The organism is Microbacterium sp. LMC-P-041 (genome assembly GCF_030209555.1).
Taxonomy (GTDB): domain Bacteria; phylum Actinomycetota; class Actinomycetes; order Actinomycetales; family Microbacteriaceae; genus Microbacterium.
This window is the reverse complement of the sequence record NZ_JARVRV010000008.1, coordinates 45,451-72,218: the sequence shown is the minus strand read 5'-3', so window position 1 is coordinate 72,218 and position 26,768 is coordinate 45,451. Positions and strand designations below refer to the sequence as shown.

The following is a 26,768-nucleotide window of genomic DNA, read 5'->3' as shown; positions in this document are numbered from 1 at the left end:
GGCATGGGGGTAGCAGTCGAGGTCGATTTCGACCAGATCCAGACCATGATCGATGTCCTGCTCGGGTCGCTTTCCGATCTGCGGGCCGAGGGTGCCGCTCTCGACAGCGCTTCGCAGGTGATGCTCGCAGGTTGGGACGGCGAAGCTGCAGACGCCTACGAGAGTCGGCACGACCAGTGGCAAGCGGACCATGCCTACAGTCTCGACGCATGACTCCCTCAGACGACCTGACCGCCCGCATCGACGCTGTCATCGGACGAGGCGACTCGGAGTCTCGCGCATCCGTGCTCTCGGGGGTTCTCTCGTGCACCGCCCTGCCCTCGTGGCCCCAGCCCTCGTTCGCCTCATGAGCGGCGGCGGACCCGTTGCACCGGGCTGGTACGACGTCCATCGACGCACCCAGAGGTGGTGGGACGGTCGCCAATGGACGGAGAACGTCATCCATCACGGGCGACCGATCACGGCCACGGCACTTCGCACAGCGACGACCAGGATGCAGTGGACGTGGGTCGGAGTCGGCGTGGTCGCCTGGGCGGCGTTCCTGGTCTTCGCGTTCGCCTTCGGTCCGAGCGCGGCGTTCGCGCTCGCCCTGCTGCCGGTCGCCGGCACGGCGGCGATCGTCGCCGCCGCGATCACCGGGTCGCGCCTGATCGTGGCTGTTCCCCCCACCCCCGGTGGCCCGGTCGCCTCCCGATGACGAGAGCGGTCAGGCTGAGGGGCTGATGACCTCGACCTCTGCCTGCGCGAGAGCGGCGGCGAACGCCGGCGCCGGGGACGAATCCGTCACCAGGTAGTCGGCTCGGTCGAGCGTGGTGACCTGAGCGAACAGTCGTCGGCCGAACTTCGACGAGTCGGCAAGGATCGCGGTGCGCTCGGCCCGCTGGATCATCTCGGCCATCATGTTCGCGTCCCCCATGTTCGACGTCGAGAACCCGGCCTCGTCGATGGCGCCCACGGCGATCAGTGCCAGATCGCAGCGGATGTCCACTTCCGGGCCGCCCGGGGTCATCATGAACGCGACGGGTCCGGTGGTGGCCTGGGTGATCGCCCGCACGGCCCCGCCGAACACGTAGAGGTCGCGGAAGGCGGATGGCGAGATCTCCGCGGGGATCCGCAGGTTGTTCGTGGCGATCGTCAGGTCGCGATGGTTGCGAAGCGCCCGAGCGAGAGCCAGCGTCGTCGTTCCGGCGTTGAGCATCACGACCGCTCCGTCGTCGATGAGTCCCGCCGCGAGACGCGCAATCGTCTCCTTCTCCTCCGTCTGCAGCCGGAGACGGACGTCGAGCGCCCGGTCCTTGAGCTGCCCCTCGGCGCTGACCGCTCCGCCGTGGGTGCGGATGACGACGCCCTCTCGGTCGAGCTGATCGAGGTCCCGACGGATCGTGTCGATCGAGACGTGGAAGTGCTCTGCGAGACCTCCGACGGTCACTTCGCCGACCTGTTCGACGTAGGCGGCGAGGTCGGCTTTGCGGCCGGCGGGGAGTCGACGCTTGGGCGACGGAGTTGCTTCCATGCAGACATCTCTAGCACAGGTGCGCAGATAAACCCGCAGACTTCGGCAGAGATCGGCATCCGACGTATCCACGCGACCAACTTGGTTTTCGCTGTGACAATGCGGGTACAGTCGTGAAATCTGTAGTTACAAGTCGAAATAGATGCAGAGAATGCTTGACGATCTCGCAAACTACGGCATAACATTGCTCAAAACCGCATGAACAAGCATTGAAGCGCGAATGCGGCACGATCTCGAAGAGGAGAAGTGATGATCACAGTGGGGCGAGGGCGACGCATTCTGAAGCTCGCCGGCGCAGCGACAGCAGCCGTGACAGTCCTGGCCGTGGCAGGGTGCGCGGCAGGCGACAGCGGAACCGATGGAGGGGATGGCGGAGACGTCACCATCGAGTTCGCCCAGTGGTGGGAGCCCGAGCTCACCGACGGTGAGTTCCGGGCGCTCATCGACGAATTCGAGGACGCCAACCCGGGCGTCACGGTCAAGCTCGTGAGCGGACCGTACGCATCGACCAAGGAGCAGCTGTTCGCGGGAGCGGCCTCCGGCACCATGCCGGACGTCGTCGGCCTCGACGGCGCGTGGGTCAACGACTTCGCCTCTCAGGGAGTGATCGCAGACCTCACCGCACTCATGGAGGAGTACGACTACGACGACAGCGAGCTGGCGAGCCAGATCCAGGTCGACGACAGCACGTACATGATCCCGGTGGTGAACTTCGTCTACCCGATGTTCACCAACGACACGCTGCTGGCAGATGCGGGCGTCACCGCCCCGCCGGCCACGCGCACGGAGTTCGCCGATGCGGCATCGAAGGTCTCGGCGCTCGGCGGCGACGTGTCGGGCTGGGTGCTCCCGCTCTCCCTGGAAGCGCCGAACGGCGTGCAGAACGACGTCATGTCGTGGGTGTGGGCCTCCGGAGGCTCGATGCTCGAAGACGGTCAGCCCGATCTGACGAACGACGACGTGACGTCGGCGGTCGACTTCATCGGCGGCATGTGGGATGACGGCTCGATCGCCTCCGGTTCCTTCACGATGAAGGAGCAGGACAAGGTCGAGGAGTTCACCAACGGTCGTGTCGGCATGATGATCGACTCGCTCGCGCACATCAACCTGATCCGCGAGACGAACCCCGATCTGAAGTTCTCGATCTCGGCGCTGCCGGCCGAGGACGGATACGACGGCGAGCGCGGCATCCCCTACGCATCCTGGGGCATCGGCGTCGCCGAGAACTCGGAGCACAAGGAGGCGGCATTCAAGCTGGTCGAGTTCCTCATGAGCGAGCAGACCAACTCGGAGCTCTCGACGATGGCGAACGCGTTCCCCGGCAACTCGAAGTCCGTCCCCGGGTTCGTCGAGGACGATGAGCTGTTCAAGACGGCGTTCGAGATCTACCAGGCGGGCTACCCGGCGAACGAGTTCACCGGGCTCCCCGTGGCGGAGGAGCTGATGCGTCAGCTCGGCGAGCAGCTGCAGTCGGCCTTCGACGGTCAGCAGTCGATCGACGACGCGCTCAAGAAGGCGCAGGACGCGTGGGTCGCGGAGTTCTGATCTCCCACGACCCGCATTGAACGGGGTGCCGCATCGCTCCCGATGCGATGCGGCACCCGACCAACCAAGGAGCCACGCTTCCCATGAGCCTGAGAACGTCCGACGACACCGAGGTGATCGTCACCGGAGTCGCGCTGTCACGTCGCCGACGGCAGCTGCGCAAGACGACCGAGTCGTACGCCTTCCTCTCGCCGACCATCATCCTGCTGTTCGTGCTGATGATCGTGCCGATCGTCATGGTGATCGGCTATTCGTTCCAGGACAACGTGATCCTGAACAAGTCGCCCGAGTTCGTCGGCATCGGCAACTACGTCGAGATCCTGTCGGATCCGCGCTTCTGGAAGGCGACGGGCAACACCATCCTCTTCACGGTGACGAGCGTGGTGGCGCACCTGGTGCTCGGTCTCGCCTTCGCGATGATGCTCAACAGCCCGCTGCTCGGTCGGTTCTCACGGTCCTTCTTCCGGGCCCTGTACGTGCTGCCGTGGCTGTTCACGGTCGCCGTGATCGCCGTGCTGTGGCGGATGCTCCTGGCGCCGAACGGTGTGGTGAACTTCCTGCTCAACACCGACATCGAATGGCTCGCATCGCCGCAGCTCGCGCTCGGCACCATCATCTTCATCAACATCTGGGCGGGATACCCCTTCTTCATGGTCAGCCTGCTGGCCGGCCTTCAGGGCATCCCGAATGAGCTGAACGAGGCTGCCACCGTCGATGGCGCGGGTGCCGTGCAGCGCTTCTGGAACGTCACCATCCCGCAGCTGCGTCCCATCATCGTCAGCCTCGTGCTGCTCGACCTGATCTGGACGTCGCAGCAGTTCGCGCTCATCTGGATGACCACGGGTGGCGGACCGATCGACGTGACCGAGGTGCTCAGCACCTTCACCTACAAGCTCGCCTTCGCGAAGTACGACTTCTCGCTCGCGGCGACCTCCGCTGTGCTGGTCCTGCTCATGTCGATGGTGCTCGCCGTCTTCTACGTCCGTCACCAGAAAGCGAGGGACTGACCATGGCTCTCACCGTGCAGAACCAGCGCCGCGTCGCCAAGACCGGGGTCATGATCGGCCTCATCCTCGGAGCAGTGTTCGCCGCAGGGCCCGTGCTGTGGATGCTGTCGAGCTCGTTCAAGTCGAACACGCAGATCTTCGAACTGCCTCCTCGTCTGGTCACCGACACGTTCTCGTTCGACGCCTACATCGCGATCTTCACGAACCCCGAGACGATGCGGTTCTTCTTCAACAGCTACGTCGTCGCGGGCTCCGTCACGATCCTCACCCTCCTCGTCGCGATCCAGGCGGCGTACGCGTTCAGCCGGTTCGACTTCCGGGGCAAGCGCATCCTCAACGTTGTCATCGTCAGCGTGCAGGCCGTGCCACCCATCACCCTGCTGATCCCGTACTTCGGTCTGATGGTGGCGCTCGGGCTGTACAACTCGTACCTCGGGCTGATCCTCACCTACATGGTGTTCACGCTGCCCTACGCGATCATCATGATGACCGGCTACTTCAACACCCTCCCCAAGGAGCTCGACGAGGCCGTCCGCGTCGACGGCGCCGGATCCATGACCGCCCTGTGGCGCATCCTCGTGCCGATCTCGATCCCCGGGATCGTGTCCGTCGGCATCTACACGTTCATGATCGCGTGGAACGAGTACCTCTTCGCTCTCACCCTCACCCGCACGATCGACATGCGCACGGTGCCCATCGGCATCCAGCTGCTCATGGGGCAGCACTCGTACGAGTGGAACCAGATCATGGCGATGAGCGTGCTCGGCTCGATCCCGGTCCTCATCCTCTTCCTCATCTTCCAGCGGTACTTCATCAGCGGTCTCACGGCGGGGTCCGTGAAGAGCTGACGTCGTCCCGACGGATCCACGACCACCACGAAACAGGAGAAATCACGTGCTCTACACCGGCAAATCCATCCTCGATGTCGCCAATGCCAACAACTTCGCCATCCCGGCGTTCAACATCAGCGACTGGGCGATGTTCAACGGAATCATGGACATCAGCGAGGAGAAGGCTGCTCCGGTCATCATCGCGATCCACCCCGACGAGGTGTCGCACATCACCACCGACCTCATCCCCGCGATGCACGCCCGCGCCCACCGGTCGAGCGTGCCCGTCGCGATCCACTGGGACCACGGCGGAAGCTACGAGGAGATCATCTCGGCCATCAAGGCCGGCTTCACCTCGGTCATGATCGACGCATCGCTGCTGCCGTTCGACGAGAACGTCGCGCTCACGCGCAAGGTGGTCGACGCGGCGCATGCCGTCGGCATCCAGGTCGAGGGCGAACTCGGCACGATCGGCGCCAACGACAGCTACGGCGAGTCGGGAGCGGCCGAGATCATCTACACGAACCCGGAAGACGCGGTGCGCTTCGTCGAGGAGACAGGCGTCGACAGTCTCGCCATCGCGATCGGCACGTCGCACGGCCTGTACCCGAGCGACAAGAACCCCGAGCTGCGTCACGACCTGCTCGAGCAGATCAAGGCCGCGGTCGGCATCCCGCTCGTGCTGCATGGCGGATCCTCGAACCCGGATGCGGAACTCCGCCGCGCCGTCGAGCTGGGTGTGAACAAGATCAACATCTCGAGCGACATCAAGGTCTCGTACCACAACCGCATGCGCGAGATCCTCGGCACCGATCAGCGTCTGCGCGAGCCGAACGCGATCCAGCCGGCGGCGCTCGAGGCCATGAAAGCCACCGCTGCTGAGAAGATCGAGCTGTTCGGTGCGGACGGCAAGGCGTCGCTGTACTGAACCCCGGATCTCGGAAGGATGATCGGCGACGTGGGCAGAACTCTCGTACTCGGACTCGGCGGCACCGTCGACTACGAGCTGAAGTGGGATTCGTCGGTGTTCGACAGGCTGGCGCACGCGCACGGAGTGCGGCGGCACGAGCTCACCACCACGGCGCCGATCACCGACGAACGGTCGTTGCTGGTGGCGGTGCTCGCGTTCGTCGCCTCGGGGACCGGGGCGGAGCGTTTCGTCGCCTCGTCCGAGGTGATCGAGGACTTCGTGTCGCACTTCGAGCACGCGATCACGCTCGGGGGCACCGGTGTGCGAGCGGGGCTCGTGCTCGACGCCCTCGGCATCCCGAGCGTGCAGCACCTCGTCAGCATCGACGACAACGTCCGTCGTCTGCTGCCGGACACGATCTCGTACATCTGCTCGGCGACCGAGGACACCCTCGACCCGCATCTGATCGTGCAGTATCCGGTCGGCGCGCACGTGCGCCTCGCGGACGGCGACGTCCTGTCGCCCGCGCCCAATCGGCTGATCTTCGCGAACGATCCGCCGAACCGGAGGATGCTGCTCGCCACCGATCTGCCGACGACGCTGGCCGACGCGGGCGTCTTCCTCGTCTCGGGATTCAACACGATGCAGGATCACGACCTGCTGGAGCTCCGGCTCGCCGAGGTGCAGGGCGCGATGCGCAGCCTCCCCGACGACGCGCTCGTCTACTACGAGGACGCGGGCTTCTACACGCGCGATTTCGCCGACACCGTGCGCCGCCATCTGCTGCCGCAGATCCATGTCTACGGCATGAACGAGGATGAGCTGCAGGAGTACCTCGGACGCGCGGTGAACCTCCTCGACACCGACGACGTCATCCGCGCCCTCCGCGCGGTGCACGCGATCATCCCCGCGCGGGCACTCGTCGTGCACACCCGCTACTGGGCGATCGCCATCGGACCGGATGCCGCTCGGCACGGTGCCGCCCTCGACTCCGCCGTCCGCGTCGCCGCCACCCGCTACCGCGTGGGTGACGGCCTGACCGCCGCGGACGTCGACGACACCGATGCGATGCCCCGCCACGGGGGAGGGGAGGCGCTCGTCGCCGCCGTCGAGGCCGGTCTGCCCGGTTCCGTCGGGGTCGCCGCATTCTCGCTCGACGTCGCCACCCCGACGACCGTCGGGCTCGGCGACACGTTCGTCGGCGGCTTCCTCGCCGGAGCCGTGCGATCGAAGGAGAACGTGTGAACCCGATCCTGCTGCCGTCCAACCGGCCCGCCGAGCGCTTCTACCGCGGCGGTGCGCGCATCAGCGCCTTCCGCGGCGAAGCCAGTGACGCTCCCCGCGAGCCGGAGGACTGGATCGGCTCGACGACCACGGTCAACGGCGAGCCCCTGCTCGGGCTCACCACGCTCCCGGACGGCCGCGTGCTGCGTGACGTGATCGAGCACGATCCGACGGCCTGGCTGGGCGATGCCCACGTCGCACGGTGGGGTGCGGACACGCGACTGCTCGTGAAGCTGCTGGACGCGGGGCAGCGACTGCCGGTGCATGCACACCCGCACGACGACTTCGCAGCGACGCATCTCGGTCGAGCACACGGCAAGGCAGAGGCGTGGTACATGCTCCAGGGCGGCACGGTGCATGTCGGACTTCGGGAGGACGTCGATGCCGCGGCGCTCGCCGACCTCGTGGATCGGCAGGACGTGGACGCACTGCTCGGTCTGCTGCACGAGGTGGAGGTCGCTGCGGGCGACGTCGTCTGGGTGCCGCCGGGCGAACTGCACGCGATCGGCGCCGGCATCCTGCTGCTCGAACTCCAGCAGCCCGAAGATCTGTCGATCCTTCTCGAGTGGGACGGCTTCGCGATCGACGGTGCCGAGGCCGGGCATCTCGGCCTCGGCTTCGAGCTGGCGCTGGCCGCGGTGAACACCCGTGGGCGCTCGGCGGTCGACCGGGATGCGCTGATCGGAACCGCCCCCGATTCCGGTTCCGTCTTCCCAGCCGCCGCGGACGAGTACTTCCGACTCGAGCGGATCCCCGTCGACGGCTCGACCGTCGTCGGTCGCGGCTTCTCGATCGTGATCGTGAGCGGCGGTGACATCGAGATCGACGGACGGAGACTCCGCATCGGTTCCTCGCTGCTCGTGCCGGACGCGGCCGGGGTGCTCGAGGCGACGGGCGCGGGCGAGCTTCTCGTCGCCCGCCCGCCCGCGCCCTGACTCGGAATCGACGCGGACTCTCCCCGGCTAGACTGGAGCCATGCCCGAACCGAAAGTCGCCAGCTTTCCGGCGATCCGTGGTGCGCTGAAGTTCTACCAGATCGCGTCGATCATCACCGGAGTCATGCTGCTCCTGCTGGTCGCCGAGATGGTGCTGAAGTACACGCCGATCCGACTCGAGCTCTTCGCAGGGGGATCCGGCGGTCTGCTGTGGTTCGCACCCGTGGTCGAGGGACCCGAGGGCCTCGAATCGACCGGCGACGGACTCAACATCTCGCTCTCGATCCTCGTCGCGCACGGCTGGTTCTACGTCGTCTACCTCTTCGCGTGCTTCCGGATGTGGAGCCTGATGCGCTGGCCGTTCCTGCGCTTCATCCTGCTCGCGCTCGGCGGCGTCATCCCGCTGCTGTCGTTCTTCATGGAGGCCATCGTCGCCCGCGACGTCAAGGCCTACCTCGCTTCCCGGGAGGCCGCCGCGGCCCCCGCCCCTGCCACGGAAGGTGTCCGGTGACCGAACAGTCCGAGACCCAGCAGCGCCCCGCGCTCGTCGTCGACTTCGGCGCGCAGTACGCGCAGCTGATCGCCCGCCGAGTGCGTGAGGCGGGTGTCTACAGCGAGATCGTGCCGCACACCGCCACGGCCGCCGAGATCGCCGGGAAGAACCCCGTCGCCATCATCCTCTCGGGTGGTCCGTCGTCGGTCTACGAAGAGGGCGCCCCGCGCCTCGACCCGGCCGTGTTCGACCTCGGAGTGCCCACGCTGGGCATCTGCTACGGCTTCCAGTACATGGCGCAGACGCTCGGCGGCGAGGTCGCGAACACCGGGCTTCGCGAGTACGGCGCGACGGATGCCGTCATCTCCGGCGACGGCGGCACGCTGCTCGGCGGCCAGCCAGCAGCGCAGAACGTCTGGATGAGCCACGGCGACCAGGTCGCCAAGGCGCCCGAGGGGTTCGACGTGCTCGCCACGACCGACGCGACGAAGGTGGCGGCGTTCGCGAACGAGGAGCGCGGCTTCTACGGTGTGCAGTGGCATCCCGAGGTCAAGCACTCCGACCACGGACAGCAGGTGCTCGAGAACTTCCTGCACAAGGGAGCCGGGCTCGCCTCCGACTGGAACAGCGACAACGTGATCGCCGAGCAGGTCGAGCGCATCCGCGAGCAGGTCGGTGACGCCCGCGTCATCTCCGCGCTCTCCGGCGGTGTCGACTCGGCGGTCTCGACCGCGCTCGTGCACAAGGCGATCGGCGACCAGCTGACCGCGGTGTTCGTCGACCACGGCCTTCTCCGCAAGGGCGAGCGCGAGCAGGTCGAGAAGGACTACGTCGAGTCGACCGGCGTGCGTCTGATCACGGTCGACGCGGCAGATGTCTTCCTCGGTCACCTCAAGGGCGTCACCGACCCCGAGGAGAAGCGCAAGATCATCGGGCGCGAGTTCATCCGCGCTTTCGAGAAGGTGCAGCTCGACCTCGTCGCCGAGGCGAAGGCCTCGGGCGGCGCCCCGGTCAAGTTCCTCGTGCAGGGCACGCTCTACCCCGACGTCGTCGAGTCGGGCGGCGGTGCAGGCACCGCGAACATCAAGTCGCACCACAACGTCGGCGGGCTGCCCGATGACCTCGACTTCGAGCTCATCGAGCCGCTGCGCGCGCTGTTCAAGGACGAGGTCCGTGCGATCGGCCGCGAGCTCGGCATCCCCGAGGCCATCGTCGGGCGCCAGCCGTTCCCCGGCCCCGGCCTCGGAATCCGCATCATCGGCGAGGTCACGCAGGACCGCCTCGAGATCCTCCGCGAGGCCGATGCCATCGCTCGCGAGGAGCTCACCAAGGCCGGACTCGACGAGGACATCTGGCAGTGCCCGGTCGTTCTCCTCGCCGACGTCCGCTCGGTCGGCGTGCAGGGCGACGGACGCACCTACGGCCACCCGATCGTGCTGCGTCCGGTGTCGAGTGAAGACGCCATGACCGCCGACTGGACACGCCTGCCCTATGACGTGCTGGCCAAGATCTCCAACCGGATCACCAACGGCGTGCGCGACGTCAACCGCGTCGTGCTCGACGTGACGTCGAAGCCGCCGGGGACCATCGAATGGGAGTGAGCGTCTCGCTCACCTGATCTCGAACGGGCACGGACCATCACGGTCCGTGCCCGTTCGCGTTATTTCGGGCAGGATGAGCGTATGACCAAGGCGCGGACGAAGATCACGGTGATCGGTGCAGGCAGTGTGGGCGTCAGCGTCGCGTATGCGGCGCTGATCCGGGGGAGTGCGGCCGAGGTCGCGCTCTACGACATCGCCACCGACAAGGTGGATGCCGAGGTGCTCGATCTCGCGCACGGGACGCAGTTCACCTCCGCGGCCGTGAGCGGCGGCTCCGACCTCGCCGTCGTCGAGGGCAGCGACGTGATCGTCGTCACCGCCGGAGCGAAGCAGCAGCCGGGACAGACCCGCATGGAGCTCTCGGGCATCAACGCTCGTCTGCTCGAGAAGCTCATGCCCCAGCTCGTCGAGCGCGCGCCGAACGCCGTCTTCATCATCGTCACGAATCCGGCCGATGTGATGACGGTCGTCGCCCAGCGTGTCTCGGGCCTGCCGCCGCATCGCGTCTTCGGATCCGGAACCGTGCTCGACACGTCGCGTCTGCGCTGGCGGCTCGCGCATCGCGCGAATGTGAGCACCGCGAGCGTGCACGCCGACATCGTGGGCGAGCACGGCGACACGGAGTTCCCGCTCTGGTCGAACGCGACCATCGGCTCGGTGCCGATTCTCGACTGGCCCGCCGATGAGCCGTTCACCGTCGACGAGCTCGACCGCATCGCCGTCGAGGTGCGCGATGCGGCCTATGCCGTCATCCGCGGCAAGGGAGCCACGAATCTCGCGATCGGCGTCAGCTGCGCCCGCATCGCCGAGGCAGTGCTGCACGACGAGCGGGCGGTGCTTCCGGTCGCGACGGTGCTCGACGGCGAATACGGGCTTCGCGGTGTCGCGCTGTCGGTGCCCTCGGTGGTGGGCGCTGCCGGGGCCGTGCCGTTGGCCGAGACGCCCATGAGCGAGCACGAACTCGCCCTGCTGCGGGCCTCGGCCGACGCGATCCGGGCTGCGGTCGACGAGCTCGACTGAACGGCCACCGGAGAATCCCAGAGTTTTTTCGCGGAGATGTCGATCTGCGGCACCTTCGTTCGACGTCTTCAATGAGAGGGTCGACAGGCGGCCCCACCACCGAGGAGAACACCATGAAGTACATGCTGATCATGCGCTCGAACGACGAAGCGGTCGAGGCGTACAAGGAGATGCCGTTCGAGCAGGTCATCGAGGCGATGGGCAAGTACAACGAGTCGATGATCAAGGCCGGCGTGCTGGCTGCGGGCGAGGGCCTCAGCGACGCGGCGGAGGGATTCGTCGTCGACTTCAGCGCCGAGAAGCCTCTCATCACCGACGGCCCCTACGGAGAGACGAAGGAGCTGTTCAACGGCTTCTGGATCCTCGAGGTCTCCAGTCGTGAAGAGGCGGCGGAGTGGGCGAGCAGGGCTCCCCTCGGCAAGGGGTCGTTCCTCGAGGTGCGGCGTGTGACCGACGAGTCCGACTTCCCGGCCGACAACGAGTGGATCGAGAAGGAGAAGGGCTGGCGCGAAGAGGAAGAGGCGCGTCGCGCCCAGCAGTGAGATGACCGACTCCGCACACCGCGAGACGGTCCGCCACGCACCCGACGAGGGCGTGCGGCGGGCCGTCGCCGCCGTGTGGCGCATCGAGTCGGCGAAGATCGTCGCGACCCTGACGCGTGTGGTCGGCGACTTCGGCCTCGCCGAGGACCTCGCGCAGGAGGCGCTGCTCGATGCCCTGCGGCAGTGGCCGGTCGAGGGCGTGCCGCGCAACGGCGCCGCCTGGCTCACGGCGGTCGCGAAGCGCAAGGCGATCGACGGCTGGCGGCGCCGCGAACGTCTCGACGACCGGATGGCCGTGCTCGCCCACGACCTCGAGCGAGAGCAGGCGGATGCCGCAGACGCGCCGCCCTGGGACCCGGATGCGGTCGACGACGACGTGCTGCGGCTGATCTTCATCTCGTGCCACCCGGTGCTCTCGCGCGAGGCGCAGGTGGCGCTCACCCTCCGCGTGGTGGGCGGCCTGTCGAGCGAGGAGATCGCCCGGGCGTTCCTGGTGCCGACGGCGACCGTGCAGCAGCGCATCGTGCGGGCCAAGAAGACTCTCGGTGCGGCGCAGGTCCCGTTCGAGATGCCACCACGGGAGGAGCACGCAGAGCGCCTGGGAGCGATCCTGGGCGTGCTCTACCTGATCTTCAACGAGGGGCACGCCGCGAGCAGCGGTCCCGACTGGATGCGCCCCGAGCTGAGTATCGAGGCGATCAGACTCACGCGGGTGCTGGCCGCGCTGATGCCGCGCGAGCGCGACGTGCACAGCCTGCTGGCCCTGATGGAGCTCACCGCCGCGCGGTTCCCCGCCCGGATCGATGCCCACGGCGAACCGGTGCTCCTGTCCGACCAGGACCGTCGTCGCTGGGATCGCAGCCGCATCGCGCGGGGACGTGCTGCGCTCGCGGCCGCTGACGCACTCGGCTCGGGTCGCGGCCCCTACGGCCTTCAGGCGGGGATCGCGGAATGCCATGCGACAGCCGCGTCCGTCGACGACACCGACTGGGAGCGGATCGTGCTCCTGTACGAGGCGCTCGGTCGGATCGCTCCCTCGCCGGTCGTGGAGCTCAACCGGGCGGCTGCCGTCGCGATGGCGACGGGCCCGGCATCCGCTCTGCAGATCATCGACCGGCTCGGCGCCTCGGGTGCGCTGGCCGGTTACCACCTGCTGCCCGCGACGCGGGGGGAACTGCTGCTGCGACTCGGTCGCGCGGAGGAGGCGCGCAGCGAGTTCGCCGTCGCCGCAGCGCTCGCAGGCAACGACAGGGAGCGGGCGCTGCTGCAGGCCAAGGCCGACGCGCGCTGAGCAGACGGCACACAGAGAAACCGCCCTCTTCTCCAGCGACGCTGGGGAAGAGGGCGGTTTCCTGTGTTGCTATGAGGTCAGCTGCGGGCCTTGCTGCCGCGGTTGACGATCAGGCCGTAGATCAGCAGCACGATGATCGAGCCGCCGATGGCGAGGAGCCACGTGCCCAGGTCCCAGAACTCCGTGAGAGGACGGTTCAGGATCAGGCTTCCGAGCCAGCCGCCGAGGAGGGCGCCGACGACGCCGAGCAGGAGGGTGATGAACCATCCGCCACCCTGCTTGCCGGGAAGGATCAGCTTCGCGATGGCTCCGGCGATGAGGCCGAGAAGAAGGAATCCGAGAAAGCTCATGTTCAGCTCCTTTGTTTCGTGAGCCCTGGGGTGCCAAGGCTCGTGTGATCCACTGTGCCCTCTCAGCTGATTATCAGCCAACCCCTTGCGCCGGAGGCCTCGGATATGCCAAGAGGCCCGCCCCCGAAGGGACGGGCCTCTGAGTGAGGCGGTTCGCGGTCAGTTGTTGCCGCGGACGATCGCGATGATGCGCAGGATCTCGACGTAGAGCCAGACGACCGTGACCATGATGCCGAAGGCGCCGAGCCAGCCGTACTTGCGGGGAGCGCCGTTGCGCACGCCCTGCTGGATCTGGTCGAAGTCGAGGACCAGCGAGTAGGCCGCCATGATGACGACCAGGACGCCGATGATCAGACCGAGCGGGATGCCGAAGATCTCAGCGCTGTAGAGGCCGAACGCCTGTCCCTGGGGGAGGACGCCGGTCCACATGAGCACGAGGTTCAGCAGCGAGAACACGAGGTAGCCGACCATGGCGATCATGAAGATCTTGGTGGCCTTCTTCGACGCGCGGACCTTGCCGCTGGCGAAGAGAGCGAGGGTCACGCCGACGACCGAGACCGTGGCCAGGGTCGCCTGCATGACGATGCCGGGCCACAGGACCTCGAAGAACGCCGAGATGCCGCCGATGAAGAGGCCCTCGAATGCGGCGTAGGCGAAGATCAGCGCGGGGCGGACCTTCTTGCGCGAGGTGAACGTGATGACCATCGCGAGCACGAAGCCGCCGAGCGCGCCGACGATCCACGGCATGAGGTTCGGCTCGAAGCGGTCGTAAGGGTTCAGCTCGGGAGCGGCGACGCCGCCCAGAGTCAGGAACCAGCCGACGGCGGCGGTGACGAGCAGGATGGCGAAGAGTCCGGCGGTCTTCCAGACGGTGTCCTCGACGGACATGCGGTCGGTCTCGATCGCTCCGGCCGGGGGAGCCGCGTACATGCCCTCCAGCTGTGCGTTCGCCGCGGCGTCCATGGTGCCGTGCTGGAACGACGCGGCTTGCGCCCCCTGCGCTCCCTGCGGGGCACCCGGGTAGGTCGCGACGTTGCGCGGATCCTGCTGCTGGAACGCCGGGTTGTTGAAGGCGAAGTTGCTCATGTGGGCCTCACTCCAAAGTGGGTTGTAGGTCGCTTTCCTCCACGATACCCGGAAGGGCAGGTCATCAGGGTGTTCTACGCTGAGAGCGTGCCCAGGAAATCGCCTCTCGTGATCGGGCATCGCGGTGCGCCCGGCTATCGTCCGGAACACAGTCGCTCGTCGTACGAGCTCGCCCTCGCGATGGGAGTCGATGCGGTCGAACCCGACGTCGTCGCCACGAAGGACGGCGTGCTCATCGTGCGGCACGAGAATGAGATCTCCGGCACCACGGATGTGGCCGAGCACCGGGAGTTCGCCGACCGGAAGACGACCAAGCGCGTCGACGGCGAGGCCCTCACCGGCTGGTTCACCGAGGACTTCACCTGGGATGAGCTCACGACGTTGCGCAGCCGGGAGCGCCTCCCGAAGGTGCGCGTGTCGAGCGCGAGCTTCGACGGTTCGCAGGCGATCCTGCGGTTGACCGACGTGCTCGACATCGTCCGGGCCGGCTCGGTCGAGTACGGACGCGAGATCGGCGTGGTGCTCGAGGTCAAGCACGCCACATACTTCGCGAGCATCGGCCTCGACCTCGCGCCGCTGATCGAACGCGACCTGCGTGCGGCGGGGTGGGCCGAGGGCGAGCTGCCGCTGATCGTGGAGTCCTTCGAGTCGACGATCCTCGGACAGCTGAGGGCCCGAGGCATCGCGGCGTCGTACGTCTATCTGATCGAGGCGTCGGGACGCGCGTACGATCTGGTCGTCGCTCAGGGCACGCAGGCGCCCACGTATGCGGCCACCGTCACCCCGCAGGGACTCGATGCGCTCGTCGGCCGGGTCGACGGAATCAGCGTCGACAAGCGCATGCTGCTCGCCGCAGGCAACTCGATCGTCCCCGATGCGCACGCGCGCGGGCTCACGGTCTTCACATGGACCTGTCGGCCGGAGAACGCCTTCCTCTCGGCGGAGTTCCGCGGCCACGGAGGCAAGAGCGCCTACGGGGACTACGAGGCCGAATGGGGCGTCATCGCTCGCACGGGAGTCGACGGGGTCTTCGTCGATCACCCCGACCTCGGGGTCGGATTCTTTCGCGGCTGACCTCGATCAGAACGGGCCGAGCACGTCCGGAACGGGGCGATCGAGGTGGAGCGCTCGCAGCGGCTCGAGGATCTCGCGCTCCTCGAAGCGGAAGTGCGACTCCATGATCGCGCCGATGCCGTCGAGGTGGCGCTTCAGCGTCTCGCTGCCCTCTCCGATCTCGACGGCCGTGCGGAGTCCTCCGAGCAGGTGGGCCAGCATCGAGTGATCCTGCATCAGCTTGGCGATCACGTCGCCGAGTTCCGGGTGCTGGTCGCGCAGCGCGGGGAACAGGGCGCGGTCCTCGCTCAGATGATGCCCATCGAGGGCCGAGCAGAAGCCGATGCAGAACAGCGCGAGCTCGCGCGTGGCATCCGGAGCATCCGAACCGTCCTGCACCGCCTCCCTCGTGGCCTCGAGGGCGGCGCGGAGTCTCGTGTGCGCCCGGCGCAGCTCTGCGTCCCAGGCGATCAGGCGATCGGCATCCATCCCGGCAATTCTAGAGCCGGCATCCGCGGTCAGAGCGTGCGGTCGAAGGCGCCGCGGCGCGACACGATCTCCTTGCCGAGAGGCATCAGCGAGACGGGCACCATCTTGAAGTCGGCGATGCCCATCGGGATGCCGATGATCGTGATGCAGAGCGCGAGGCCGGAGACGATGTGTCCGATCGCCAACCACCAGCCGGCGAGGATGACCCAGAGCACGTTGCCGAGGAACGAGCCGACTCCGGAGGTCGGCTTGCTGACGATCTCACGCCCGAACGGCCAGATCGCGTAGCGGGCGATGCGGAACGAGGCGATGGCCCAGGGGATCGTCACGATCGGAATGCACAGCAGGATGCCGGCCAGCATGTAGCCGAGGAAGAGAGCGAGTCCGGCGAAGATCAGCCAGATGATGTTGAGGATCGTGCGCACGGGCCGATTCTCGCATCGACGGCTGAGCATCCGCCTGTTCGCGGCCTCCCGGGCCGATGGCGAACCGCCACCGGTCGTTCACCATCCGTGCACCTGCACGCCGTCGTTCGGCCATGCGGGATCGCTGATGTGGAGTCCTACCCGACTGATTCCCTCAGGAGCCCTATGTCCCGCCTGCACTCTGCGGCTGCGGTCACGACGGTCTGCGCGCTCAGCGCTGCCGCCCTGCTCGCCGTACCGCTCGCCGCCACCGGAGCCGAACCCGGTGTCCGCATCAACGAAGTCGAGTCGAGCGGGGGAGCACCCGGCGACTGGATCGAGTTCGTCAACACGTCGGCCGTCGCGGTCGACCTGAGCGGTTTCGTCGTCAAGGACGACGGCGAAGATGAGGCGTACACGTTCCCGGACGGATCGGTGATCGAGCCCGGCGCGCATCTCGTTCTCGACCAGGCCGATGCGGGAGCGGGCGACTTCGCCTTCGGCCTCGGCAAAGAAGACCAGGTGCGACTGTTCGACCCGAGCGCCGTGCTCGTGGACGAGACATCGTGGGCGGCTCACGCTGCAGTGACCTGGGGAGCGCGGGAGGTCGACGGCATCGTCGAATGGGCGGAGACGTCCGAGTCCACGAAGGGCGCGGCGAACGTCTTCGCATCCGACGAACCTCTGGGCGGCACCATCGCGATCAATGAGGTCGACTCGCAGCCGGCGGACTGGGTGGAGTTCCACAACGCGGGCGATGCCCCTCTCGACATCTCGGGCTACGAGATCCGCGACAACTCCGACGACCACCGCTGGCAGTTCCTGCCGGGCACGGAGATCGCCGCGGGCGAGTTCCTCGTTGTCGAGGAGGGCACCATCGGTCTCGTCGGTGGCGTCGAGACGGCCTTCCGCGATCCGATCGGAATCGGCAGCGCCGACCGCATCCGCCTGTTCGACACGGCTGGCGTGCTGGTCGACGACACGCAGGCATGGAGCGGCCATGCCGCCATCGACGGCGACGCCATCGCCGCGACCCTCGCTCGCTGCCCCGACGGAGAGGGCGCCTTCGTGCTCGCATATGCGACCCCGGGGGCGACGAACACGTGCGTCATGCCGGACGTCGTGATCAACGAGATCGAGTCCGACGGCGACGCGACCGACTGGGCCGAGGTCGTCAACTCGGGCAGCACACCGGTCGACCTCTCCGGCTGGACCGTCATGGACGGCGACCCGGTCGGCCACGCGGCGGAGACGACGCCGCTGCCCGCGGGCACCGTGCTCGAACCCGGCGCGTACCTCGTCTTCGACCAGCCGAAGGACTTCGTGTTCGGTCTGGGCAACGGCGACACCGTCACGCTGCGCGACGCGAACCTCAACATCGTCGACGAGCACGTCTACGCGGCGCATGCGGCGGGCGTCCTCGCGCGATGCGCGGACGGAGCTGGAGAGTTCGCCGACATCGCGGTCTCGACCAAGGGCCAGCGCAACGCGTGCGGCAACCCGGTGCGGATCAACGAGGTCGAGTCCGACGGCGGATCGCCCGGTGACTGGATCGAACTCGTCAACCCGACCGCATCCGCCCTCGACGTCTCTGGCGTCGTCGTGAAGGACGACGACGACACCCACTCCTACGTCATTCCGGCCGCGACCACCATCGCCGCGGGCGGATACCTCGTCATCGAGGGCACGGACCTCGGCTTCGGTCTGGGTGACGGCGACTCCGTTCGCGTCTTCGACGGAGATCTGCTCATCGACTCCACCACGTGGGGCGCAGGGCACGCGGCCACCACGTGGGGGCGCTGCCCGGACATCGCCGGCACCTTCGCGGCGACCGCGGAGAGCACGAAGGGTGCGGCGAACATCTGCGCCGGCGAGATCCCCGTCTCGCCATGGCCGGGTTCGGCCGACGTCCGGGTGCTCGACACCGCGCCGACGTTCCTCGAGGACAGCTCGGGTCTCGACGTGCAGGAGACGTCGGACGGATCGTTCCTCTGGGCCGTGGACAACGGCGAGGGGCGCATCTGGAAGCTCGAGGCCCACGCCGACGGCTCGTTCTCGCAGATCGCCGGGTGGGAGTCGGGCAAGCGCGTGCGATTCCAGAAGGATGCCGGCGACCCGAACGCCGCAGGCCCCGACACCGAGGGCATCACCGTCGACGGCGAGGGATCGGTCTACGTCGCCTCCGAGCGTGACAACAGCGCCAAGGGCGTGAACCAGAACACCATCCTGAAGGTCGACCCTGAAGCCTCCGCCGACGACCTCGTCTCCGAGCAGGAGTGGGATCTGACCTCGTCGCTCCCCGCCGTGGGAGCGAACCTCGGCATGGAGGCGGTGCAGTGGGTGCCGGACAGCGCTCTTGACGGCGCACTCTTCGACGTCAACACCGCGGCCCCGTACGACTCGGCAGACTACGCCGGACACGGCGGCGGCCTGTTCTTCGTCGCGGTCGAGGACAACGGTCACGTCTACGCGTTCGCGCTCGGCGCCGACGGCCAGGCCACGCTGGTGTCGGAGATCGCACCCGGTCTGCCTGGCGTCATGGCGCTCGACTACGACAGCGTGCTCGACGTGCTGTGGGCGGTCTGCGACGACGGCTGCCAGGGGCAGTCGGCCCAGATCACGCTGAACGGCACCGAACAGCCCGGCATCGCGCACTTCGCCCGCCCTGCCGGCATGCCCGACATCAACAACGAGGGATTCGCGACCGCCCCGGCCTCGCTGTCGGTCGACGGTGAGCGTCCGGTCTGGTGGTTCGCCGACGGTTTCGCCGCCGAGGCGCTGCGAGTCGGCACCCTTCCCGGAGTGACCGGAGAGACGCCCGGCGAAGGGCCCGGGGAGAACCCGGGGCAGACTCCTGGCGAAGGCCCGGTCTCGAGCCAGCCCGGCGGCGCGCCTTCCGGTGACGACCGTGACGGTGCCGCCGACCTCGCTGCGACCGGCGCGGAGGTGCCCGTGGCCCTGATCGCTCTGGCCCTGATGCTCGTCGTCGGCGGTGCGCTCGTCGCCGGTCGGCGCCGACGCGTCAGCTGACACGAGCGACGCGACGAGGATGGGGCGGATGCACGGGATCCCGTGCATCCGCCCCATCCGCCGGCAGTGTCGGTGGCGCGGCCTAGACTCGTAGAGCCATGACCGAAGCCCCCCTCATCGTCCCCGGATCCGTCGGCCCTCGCTCCACCGGAGCGCAGGGACAGGACGACCTCCTCGCCGGCCTCAACCCGCAGCAGCTCGAAGCGGTGACCTACCGCGGACCCGCGCTGCTGATCGTCGCGGGTGCAGGCTCCGGCAAGACCAGCGTGCTGACACGGCGCATCGCCTCTCTGCTGAGGTCACGCGAGGCATGGCCCAGCCAGATCCTCGCGATCACCTTCACCAACAAGGCCGCCGGTGAGATGCGCGAGCGCGTCGAGGCGATCGTGGGCGACGCGGCGCGGGGCATGTGGATCTCGACGTTCCACTCCGCCTGCGTGCGGATCCTCCGGCGTGAGGCTCAGCAGTTCGGGTTCACCAAGTCGTTCACGATCTACGACTCCGGTGATTCGCGGGCGCTCATCAAGCGGCTGGTCAAGCAGCACGAGGCCGATGCCTACGGTCTCACGCCCGGGGCCGTGCAGTCGCGCATCTCCAAGCTCAAGAACGAGCTGTCGGATGCCGACGCGTATGCGCGACAGGCGAACATGAACGACCCGGCCGAGCGGATCTTCGTCGAGCTTTTCGCCGACTACCAGCGGCAGCTGCAGAAGGCGAACGCGTTCGACTTCGACGACCTGATCGGCCAGACCGTCTATCTGTTCCGCGCCTTCCCGCAGGTCGCCGACACCTATCGGCGCAGGTTCCGTCATGTGCTGGTCGACGAGTACCAGGACACGAACCACGCTCAGTACGCCCTCATCCACGAGCTGACGCGTCCGGTCTCGGGCGATTCGCCCGATCCGTATGCCTCCGACGGCATGATGATCTTCGAGCCGGAGACCACGCCGGAGCTCGAAGGCGCGTCACTCACCGTGGTGGGTGATTCCGACCAGTCGATCTACGCCTTCCGCGGCGCCGACATCCGCAACATCAGCGAGTTCGAGCGCGACTTCCCCGGCGCTCGCGTCGTGCTGCTCGAGCAGAACTACCGTTCGACGCAGAACATCCTCTCGGCGGCGAACGCGGTGATCGGCAACAACTTCGACCGCAAGGACAAGAAGCTCTGGAGCGACAAGGGCGACGGCGACATGATCGTCGGCTTCACCGGGTACTCCCAGCACGATGAGGCCCAATTCGTCGCCGACGAGGTCGAGGCGCTGCACCGCGCCGGCATGCCGTACTCCGAGATGGCCGTCTTCTACCGCACGAACTCGCAATCGCGTGCGCTGGAGGAGATCTTCATCCGCTCCGCCGTGCCCTACAAGATCATGGGCGGCACGAAGTTCTACGAGCGTGCCGAGATCAAGGACGCCCTCGCCTACCTGGTCGCCGTCGCGAACCCGGCCGACGAGATGGCTGTCCGCCGCATCCTGAACAAGCCCAGGCGCGGCATCGGCGATGTGACCGAGACGGCGATCGCCCGGTTCGCCGAAGACCACGACATCACGTTCCGGCAGGCCCTGTCCGTGCCCGAGCAGCTGGGCTTCGGTCCGAAGATCCAGGCCGGCATCGCCCAGCTCGATGCCGTGCTGGCCGAGGCGACGGAGATCATGCTCCCCGCCTCCGGCGAGGTTCCCGCTCCGACCACCGTCGCCGACGGGCTCAGCGTGCTGCTGTCGAAGAGCGGCTACCTCGACGCCCTGCGGGCGAGCCGCGACCCACAGGATGAGGCGCGCGTCGAGAACCTCGACGAGTTCGTCGCCGTCGCGCGGGACTTCGCGCGCAACAATCCTGACGGGACGATCGTGGACTTCCTCACAGAGGTCGCCCTGGTCTCGGATGCCGATGACCTCGATGACGAATCAGGGTCGGTGTCGATGATGACGATGCACACCGCGAAGGGGCTCGAGTACGACGCGGTCTTCGTGACCGGCGTCGAAGAGGATCTGATCCCGCACCGCATCTCGGCGGGGGAGCCGGGCGGTCCTCAGGAAGAGCGGAGGCTCTTCTACGTCGGCATCACGCGCGCGCGGAAGCGCCTGCACCTGTCGCTCGCGATGACCAGGGCCCAGTTCGGCGAGGTCTCGGTCGCGATGCCCAGCCGCTTCCTGCAGGAGATCCCCGCCGGACTCATCGACTGGCGCCAGTCGCCCGGCGACGTCAACTCCCGGGGAGGCATGCAGTCCCGTGCGCTCAATGCGCGCCGGGCAGGCGGATTCGGCGGCTCCGGCGGCTCCGGCGGCTCCGGCGGCTCCGGTTCCGGCGACCGTTTCGCGGTGAAGCAGCTGCCGGGGCGCGACTCTCTCAAGCCGCTCTCGACCGCGATGGACAAGTTCCCCAACCGCGTGACGGCGAAGATGCGTGACAACGGCGACCTCGAACTCGCCGCCGGGGATCGCATCCGCCACACGGACTTCGGCGACGGACGGGTCGACGCGGTGACGGGCGAGGGTGCCAAGCGCATCGCGCACGTGCGCTTCGATTCCGCCGGCCAGAAGAAGCTCCTGATCAAGGTCGCGCCGATCGAGAAGATCTAGCCCTCTGGCGGGTTAGGCTGGCTGATATGGCCCTGTTCTCCCGCCGCAAGAAGTCCGCCGACGACGTCGTCGCCGACCAGTTCGACACCGAGACCGAGGAGTCCGCCGACGAGACTCCGGACGGTGCGGAGGCGCCGGCGGACGCCGCCGAGGCCACGCCCACCATCGGTATCTCCGTCCAGGCGTTCCGTGGGGTCGGTGCTCAGGCGGGACCGGAGGTCGAGCTGCCCGGTCCTGACGCGCCGGCAGCATCGGCGCCTGCGACAGCACCCGCCCCTGCTCCCGCTGCGCCGGCACCCGCCCCCGTGGCCGAGCCCGAGCGTCGACTGCCGCTGGCGCCCGCGATGCCGCCCGAGCAGACCGAGACCGTCCCGGGCATGAAGGACAACGTCCTGCTGCGTGAATCCCTGAAAGAGGTCGAGCAGGGCGCCACGAACGAGCAGCTGCTCGGAGTGCTCCGCCAGGCGCTGCAGGGGCACATGTACATCCGCGTCAACGGTGATGCACGCGCGCAGATCAGTGAGGGCAAGCCTCTCGCTGTCGCGGTCGTGCGTGATGGCGATCGTCAGTTCATGCTCGCGTTCAGTTCGGCCGCCGCTGTCCGAGACTCCGTGCAGCTCGAGAAGGACCCGACGGCGACATCTGCCGTCGCCCAGCCTGTCACGTCCGTTCTGCAGCAGGTCGTCTCGGGTGACTTCGCCGGCCTCATCGTCGACAACGCCTCTGCACCGCACCGCGTGGTGTTCCCGTCCGAGCTCCTGCAGAAGGCGCTCGAGCAGGCAGACGTCGACATGACGGTCAAGTCGCTGATCGCCGCGCCGCGTGAGCAGGACACCGCATCGAAGGTCGGTGAGGCGCTCGCGACGAAGCGCATGTGGGTCGCCGTCAACGAGGGAAATCCCGGCGGACAGGTCGGGATCGCCGAAGCGCAGACTCCCGACGGCAAGCGGTTCCTCCAGCTCTTCTCGCACCCGCTCGAGGTGCTCGCGCTCGGTCGGGGCGATCGACCGCTGCCGTTCGAGCCGCTGCAGCTGGCCAAGATCCTCTCCAGCCACATCGATATGGCCGGGGTCATCATCGATCCGGCCGGCCCCAGCATCGTGGTCGAGCGCGACGCTCTCACCTCGGTGCTGATCCTCGCGATCGACATCGACGACTGACGGGCTTCCCCCGCGTCGCACCGGCCCTCTAGGGTCGGAGCATGGCCTCAGAACGCGTGACCCTGACAGTCATCGATCCCGATGGAGAGCGCGAGGTCGCGCTCTCGAGCCCGAACAGGGTCGTCTGGCCGAAGGACGGCATCACGAAGGCCGAGCTCGCGGAGTACTTCCAGCTCGTCAGCGTGCCGTTCCTCGAGGCGAACGGGAATCGTCCCGTCTCGCTCGAGCGCTTCCGCGACGGCGTGGGAAGCGACGGGTTCTTCTCGAAGAACCCGCCCAAGGGAACGCCCGACTATGTCGACGCCGTCACCGTGACCTACAACAGTGCGCGTCGGCATCCGCAGATCGTCCTGAATCGCCCGAGCGCGATCGTCTGGGCGGCGCAGATGAACACGATCGTCTTCCACCCCTGGGCGTCCCTCGCCACCGACCCGGACAATCCCGTCGAGTTGCGGATCGACCTCGACCCGCAGCCCGGCACGGGTTTCGCGGATGCCATCCCCGCCGCGCACGCGCTGAGAGAGGTGCTCGAGGAGGTCGGTCTCACCGCGTTCGTGAAGACCAGTGGCAACCGTGGACTGCACGTGTTCGCGCCCATCGAACCGGCTCATGAGTTCCTCGATGTGCGGCACGCCGTGATCGCAGCCGGCCGCGAGCTGGAGCGACGGATGCCGGAGCAGGTCACGATGAGCTGGTGGAAGGAGGAGCGTGGTCAGCGGGTCTTCATCGACTTCAACCAGGCGAACCGCGACCGCACGATGGCCGGTGCCTACAGCCCCCGCGCGCTTCCCGGGGCCACGGTCTCGACGCCCGTGTACTGGGACGAGCTGGACGGTCTCGACCCCGCGGTCTTCACCGTCCGCAGCATCCCGAAGAGACTCGCCGAGGTCGGTGATCCCTGGGCGGGCAAGCAGGACGAGCCGGGGCGCATCGACACGCTTCTCGAGTGGTGGGAGCGGGACAAGGCGGCGGGCCTCGGCGAGTTGTCGTTCCCGCCCGAGTTTCCCAAGATGCCCGGAGAGCCCCCACGCGTGCAGCCCAGCAAGAAGGTCGACGCCCACTGGGATGCGAACGGTGATCCCGTCGAGGAGTGAGCCTCAGCCGATGACCTCGGCCAGGTCGTACCCGGCCACGGTGTCGAGCTGGTCGTAGGTGCACGACCGCGCATCCCGGTCCGGACGCCAGCGGTCGAACTGCACCGTATGGCGGAACCGCGAACCCTCGAGCTGGTCGTAGCGCACCTCGAGCACGAGCTCGGGGCGCAGCCGGACGAACGAGACATCCTTGGACCCGCTGAAGCGCGAACGCTCACCCTCGCCGGTGAGGGCCTCGCCGGAGTCGTCGCGCTGCACGAGCGGGGCGAGCTCCTCGACGAGCTCCCGGCGGCGCACATCACTCCATGCGGCCACGCCGCCGACCTGCCGCAGGGTGCCGTCGGAGTCGTAGAGGCCGACGAGCAGAGACCCGACGCCCGACCCGGACTTGTGCACGCGGTAGCCGAGCGCGACCACGTCAGCGGTGCGGGCATGCTTGATCTTGATGAGGGTGCGCTTTCCGGGCGCGTACGGCTGATCGAGTGGCTTGGCGACGACCCCGTCGAGCCCTGCGCCCTCGAACTCGGCGAGCCAGCGCACGGCGGCGTCCCGATCGCGGGTGGTGCGCGTGATGTGCAGGGGATGCTCGACCCCTTCCATCAGGGTCTCCAGGCGCGCGCGGCGTTCGGCGAACGGAGTGCTCAGGAGGTCTTCGTCGTCGACGGCCAGCAGATCGAAGGCGATGAACATCGCAGGCGTCTCCGCGGCGAGCTTCGCCACTCGTGAGGCCGCGGGATGGATGCGCTGACTCAGCGCCTCCCAATCGAGTCGCTGCGCCCCCTCGTGTCCCGTGGCCACGACGATCTCTCCGTCGAGCAGGCACGGCCTCGGAAGCAGTCGCGGGATCGCCTCGACGAGCTCGGGGAAGTATCTCGTCAGCGGTTTCGCGCCGCGGGAGCCGATCTCGACGGTCTCGCCGTCCCAGGCGATCAGCCCGCGGAATCCGTCCCACTTGGGCTCGAACAGCAGCCCTCCGGCGGTCTTCGCGGGATCGGGGACGGATGCTGCCGCCTTCGCCAGCATCGGGGACGGGATCTCGTAGCGCATGGATCCATCCTGGCGTCGGTCGCGTCGTGGCAGAAGGGTGATTTCGCCCGTCAGGAGAAGAGGTCGTCGAGGGAGACGCGCATGCCGGCATCCTTGAGCGCCGTGCGGGCGGCATGCCATCCCGCCATGCCGTTGACGCCCGGGCCGGGCGGTGTCGACGCCGACGCGAGGTACACCCCGTGCATCGGAGTGCGCCAGGGCGCGATGCCGAGGACCGGGCGCCGCAGCGCCTGCGGGATCGTGAACGCCCCGCCGAGGATGTCGCCGCCGATCTCCGACGGGTTGACCGCCTCGCGCGACGACGCCGGCACCGAGTGGTGCGCGAGGATGAGGTCTCGGAATCCCGGTGCGAATCGCTCGACCTGACGCGTGATGAGTTCGGTGGCGTCGAGATCGGAGTCCTGGGGAACATGGATGTACGCCCACAGCACCGCCTTGCCCTCCGGCGCCCTGCTGGGGTCGAAGACCGAGGGCTGCACCGTCAGGACGTACGGTCGGTCGCTGATCCGTCCCCCGGCGACAGCGTTCTCACTCGCCCACGTCTCCGCGGCCGATCCACCGATGTGGACGGTGGGCGACTGGGCGACGTCGGGATTCGCCCAGGGAATCGGCCCGTCGAGAGCGAAATCCACCTTCGCAGCGGCGGGGCCGTATCGGTAGTTGCGGATCGCCCGCGCGTAGGCCGCGGGGATGTCCGGATGGGTGAGGGTGAGGCGGGGCGATGTGTTCAGCATCAGCAGATCACCACGGGCGGGGTCGCCCCAGTCGAGCGATCCCAGGTCGGTGACGTGGATGCCCGATTCGACGGATCCGCCATGGGCCTCGATATCGGCGACCATGCTGTCGGCGATGCGCTGCGCCCCGCCTCGCGGGTACATCCATCCGCCGGCGTGCGCCTGCGCGGCGAGCAGCAGCCCGGCTGCGGCACCGGCGAGCGAGGGGAGCGGGGTGTTCGCGTGCGCCAGGACACCGGCCATCAGCGCGGCGGCCTCTTCGGTGCGGAAGCTGCGCCGGGCGAGCGGCGTGCCCTGGTCGAGCATCCGCAGCGCGAACCGGAGAGCCGTGATCGGCTCGCGAGGCACCCTGAGCATCTGATTGCCGGTGAAGTCGACGACACCCTCGACGTGAGTGCTGAGCGGGCGCAGGAGCGACAGCCAGGCCCGCTCGTCGACGCCGAGCCCTGCCGCGGTGCGTTCGATGTCGCGCCATGCGATTCCGGCTCTGCCGCCGTCTAGCGGGTGCGCGTACGAGATGTCGGGGAGGATCCAGTCCACCCGTTCGGCGAGGCCGAACGCCTGGAAGAACGACGAGGAGAGCGCGGCCGGGTGCACGGCGGCGCAGACGTCGTGCCGGAAGCCCGAGAGGGTCGATTCTGTCGTGCGGACTCCGCCGCCGATCGTGTCGGCAGCTTCGAGCACGTGCACCTCGTAGCCGGCGCGCGCGAGGGACACAGCCGCCGCCAGGCCGTTCGGTCCGGAGCCGATGATCGTCGCGCGTGCCATTCG

At 67.9% G+C, this 26,768-nt stretch carries 26 protein-coding genes; 19 read left to right on the top strand and 7 right to left on the bottom strand.

Features of this window, described 5'->3' with window-relative positions; translation table 11 throughout:
* Positions 1-3 precede the first annotated feature (3 nt).
* Genes QRN21_RS15000 through QRN21_RS14990 form a run of 3 tightly spaced genes read left to right on the top strand, consistent with a single transcriptional unit; the run spans position 4 to position 697 of the window.
* Positions 4-213, top strand: a complete 210-nt coding sequence (locus tag QRN21_RS15000; RefSeq protein ID WP_056277292.1) for a WXG100 family type VII secretion target — start codon at positions 4-6, stop codon at positions 211-213.
* Positions 210-350, top strand: a complete 141-nt coding sequence (locus QRN21_RS14995; RefSeq protein ID WP_162253849.1) for a hypothetical protein — start codon at positions 210-212, stop codon at positions 348-350. Before QRN21_RS15000 ends, QRN21_RS14995 begins: the two co-directional genes overlap by 4 nt.
* Positions 347-697, top strand: coding sequence for a DUF2510 domain-containing protein (locus tag QRN21_RS14990; RefSeq protein ID WP_230101018.1), 351 nt, complete (start codon positions 347-349; stop codon positions 695-697). Before QRN21_RS14995 ends, QRN21_RS14990 begins: the two co-directional genes overlap by 4 nt.
* Positions 698-706: 9 nt before the next feature.
* Here the strand turns inward: QRN21_RS14990 and QRN21_RS14985 are convergent, their stop codons facing one another.
* Positions 707-1,513 (bottom strand): DeoR/GlpR family DNA-binding transcription regulator, encoded by an 807-nt coding sequence (locus tag QRN21_RS14985; protein WP_053098975.1) that lies wholly within the window; start codon positions 1,511-1,513, stop codon positions 707-709.
* Between the two features lie 249 nt (positions 1,514-1,762).
* On the opposite strand from QRN21_RS14985, the gene QRN21_RS14980 reads away from it, so the two are divergent.
* The 11 genes from QRN21_RS14980 (at position 1,763) to QRN21_RS14930 (ending at position 12,971) form a co-directional block, all read left to right on the top strand.
* Positions 1,763-3,058: an ABC transporter substrate-binding protein gene (locus tag QRN21_RS14980; protein ID WP_285364925.1), complete on the top strand. Its 1,296-nt coding sequence runs from the start codon at positions 1,763-1,765 to the stop codon at positions 3,056-3,058.
* 83 nt (positions 3,059-3,141) lie between these two features.
* Positions 3,142-4,065, top strand: a complete 924-nt coding sequence (locus QRN21_RS14975; RefSeq protein WP_053098977.1) for a carbohydrate ABC transporter permease — start codon at positions 3,142-3,144, stop codon at positions 4,063-4,065.
* Between the two features lie 2 nt (positions 4,066-4,067).
* Positions 4,068-4,913, top strand: a complete 846-nt coding sequence (locus QRN21_RS14970; protein ID WP_053098978.1) for a carbohydrate ABC transporter permease — start codon at positions 4,068-4,070, stop codon at positions 4,911-4,913.
* A 46-nt stretch (positions 4,914-4,959) separates the two neighbouring features.
* Complete coding sequence (locus QRN21_RS14965; protein WP_053098979.1) at positions 4,960-5,823, top strand: ketose-bisphosphate aldolase; 864 nt, start codon at positions 4,960-4,962, stop codon at positions 5,821-5,823.
* A gap of 30 nt (positions 5,824-5,853) precedes the next feature.
* Entirely contained in the window at positions 5,854-7,050 is a 1,197-nt protein-coding gene (locus QRN21_RS14960; protein ID WP_285364923.1) for an ADP-dependent glucokinase/phosphofructokinase, read from the top strand.
* Entirely contained in the window at positions 7,047-8,024 is a 978-nt protein-coding gene (locus tag QRN21_RS14955; protein ID WP_285364920.1) for a class I mannose-6-phosphate isomerase, read from the top strand. The genes QRN21_RS14960 and QRN21_RS14955 overlap by 4 nt, the downstream gene beginning before the upstream one ends.
* 40 nt (positions 8,025-8,064) lie before the next feature.
* Positions 8,065-8,535, top strand: coding sequence for a DUF3817 domain-containing protein (locus QRN21_RS14950; protein ID WP_053098982.1), 471 nt, complete (start codon positions 8,065-8,067; stop codon positions 8,533-8,535).
* The gene (gene guaA, locus QRN21_RS14945; protein WP_285364917.1) at positions 8,532-10,118 is read left to right on the top strand and encodes a glutamine-hydrolyzing GMP synthase; all 1,587 of its coding nucleotides are present in this window, start codon (positions 8,532-8,534) and stop codon (positions 10,116-10,118) included. Before QRN21_RS14950 ends, guaA begins: the two co-directional genes overlap by 4 nt.
* Positions 10,119-10,199: 81 nt before the next feature.
* Positions 10,200-11,138 carry an L-lactate dehydrogenase gene (locus tag QRN21_RS14940; protein WP_053098984.1) on the top strand — a complete coding sequence of 313 codons (939 nt, stop codon included), beginning with the start codon at positions 10,200-10,202 and terminating at the stop codon, positions 11,136-11,138.
* A gap of 113 nt (positions 11,139-11,251) precedes the next feature.
* On the top strand, positions 11,252-11,680 hold the full coding sequence (locus QRN21_RS14935; RefSeq protein WP_053098985.1) for a YciI family protein: 429 nt from the start codon (positions 11,252-11,254) through the stop codon (positions 11,678-11,680).
* Between the two features lies 1 nt (position 11,681).
* On the top strand, positions 11,682-12,971 hold the full coding sequence (locus tag QRN21_RS14930) for an RNA polymerase sigma factor (RefSeq protein ID WP_056277308.1): 1,290 nt from the start codon (positions 11,682-11,684) through the stop codon (positions 12,969-12,971).
* Positions 12,972-13,048: 77 nt separating this feature from the next.
* On the opposite strand, the gene QRN21_RS14925 is transcribed toward QRN21_RS14930, so the two are convergent.
* Both QRN21_RS14925 and QRN21_RS14920 read right to left on the bottom strand, forming a co-directional pair.
* On the bottom strand, positions 13,049-13,321 hold the full coding sequence (locus tag QRN21_RS14925) for a GlsB/YeaQ/YmgE family stress response membrane protein (RefSeq protein ID WP_053098987.1): 273 nt from the start codon (positions 13,319-13,321) through the stop codon (positions 13,049-13,051).
* Between the two features lie 159 nt (positions 13,322-13,480).
* Positions 13,481-14,407, bottom strand: a complete 927-nt coding sequence (locus QRN21_RS14920; protein WP_285364912.1) for a Bax inhibitor-1/YccA family protein — start codon at positions 14,405-14,407, stop codon at positions 13,481-13,483.
* Between the two features lie 87 nt (positions 14,408-14,494).
* Between QRN21_RS14920 and QRN21_RS14915 the strand changes: the two genes are divergently transcribed.
* Positions 14,495-15,481: a glycerophosphodiester phosphodiesterase family protein gene (locus QRN21_RS14915; protein WP_056277746.1), complete on the top strand. Its 987-nt coding sequence runs from the start codon at positions 14,495-14,497 to the stop codon at positions 15,479-15,481.
* 6 nt (positions 15,482-15,487) lie between these two features.
* On the opposite strand, the gene QRN21_RS14910 is transcribed toward QRN21_RS14915, so the two are convergent.
* Together QRN21_RS14910 and QRN21_RS14905 are read right to left on the bottom strand one after the other, a co-directional pair.
* Positions 15,488-15,949, bottom strand: a complete 462-nt coding sequence (locus tag QRN21_RS14910) for a hemerythrin domain-containing protein (protein WP_285364909.1) — start codon at positions 15,947-15,949, stop codon at positions 15,488-15,490.
* A gap of 29 nt (positions 15,950-15,978) precedes the next feature.
* On the bottom strand, positions 15,979-16,374 hold the full coding sequence (locus QRN21_RS14905) for a YccF domain-containing protein (RefSeq protein WP_187250071.1): 396 nt from the start codon (positions 16,372-16,374) through the stop codon (positions 15,979-15,981).
* A gap of 165 nt (positions 16,375-16,539) precedes the next feature.
* Between QRN21_RS14905 and QRN21_RS14900 the strand changes: the two genes are divergently transcribed.
* The 4 genes from QRN21_RS14900 (at position 16,540) to ligD (ending at position 24,216) form a co-directional block, all read left to right on the top strand.
* Complete coding sequence (locus tag QRN21_RS14900) at positions 16,540-19,383, top strand: lamin tail domain-containing protein (RefSeq protein ID WP_285364906.1); 2,844 nt, start codon at positions 16,540-16,542, stop codon at positions 19,381-19,383.
* 98 nt (positions 19,384-19,481) lie between these two features.
* Positions 19,482-21,962: an ATP-dependent helicase gene (locus tag QRN21_RS14895; RefSeq protein ID WP_285364904.1), complete on the top strand. Its 2,481-nt coding sequence runs from the start codon at positions 19,482-19,484 to the stop codon at positions 21,960-21,962.
* 26 nt (positions 21,963-21,988) lie between these two features.
* Positions 21,989-23,122: an SseB family protein gene (locus tag QRN21_RS14890; RefSeq protein WP_053098993.1), complete on the top strand. Its 1,134-nt coding sequence runs from the start codon at positions 21,989-21,991 to the stop codon at positions 23,120-23,122.
* Between the two features lie 41 nt (positions 23,123-23,163).
* Positions 23,164-24,216: a non-homologous end-joining DNA ligase gene (gene ligD, locus QRN21_RS14885; protein WP_285364901.1), complete on the top strand. Its 1,053-nt coding sequence runs from the start codon at positions 23,164-23,166 to the stop codon at positions 24,214-24,216.
* 3 nt (positions 24,217-24,219) lie between these two features.
* Here ligD and QRN21_RS14880 read toward each other — a convergent pair whose 3' ends face one another.
* Positions 24,220-25,263, bottom strand: a complete 1,044-nt coding sequence (locus tag QRN21_RS14880; protein WP_056277324.1) for an ATP-dependent DNA ligase — start codon at positions 25,261-25,263, stop codon at positions 24,220-24,222.
* Between the two features lie 50 nt (positions 25,264-25,313).
* On the bottom strand, positions 25,314-26,765 hold the full coding sequence (locus tag QRN21_RS14875; RefSeq protein WP_285364898.1) for a phytoene desaturase family protein: 1,452 nt from the start codon (positions 26,763-26,765) through the stop codon (positions 25,314-25,316).
* Positions 26,766-26,768: the final 3 nt, after the last annotated feature.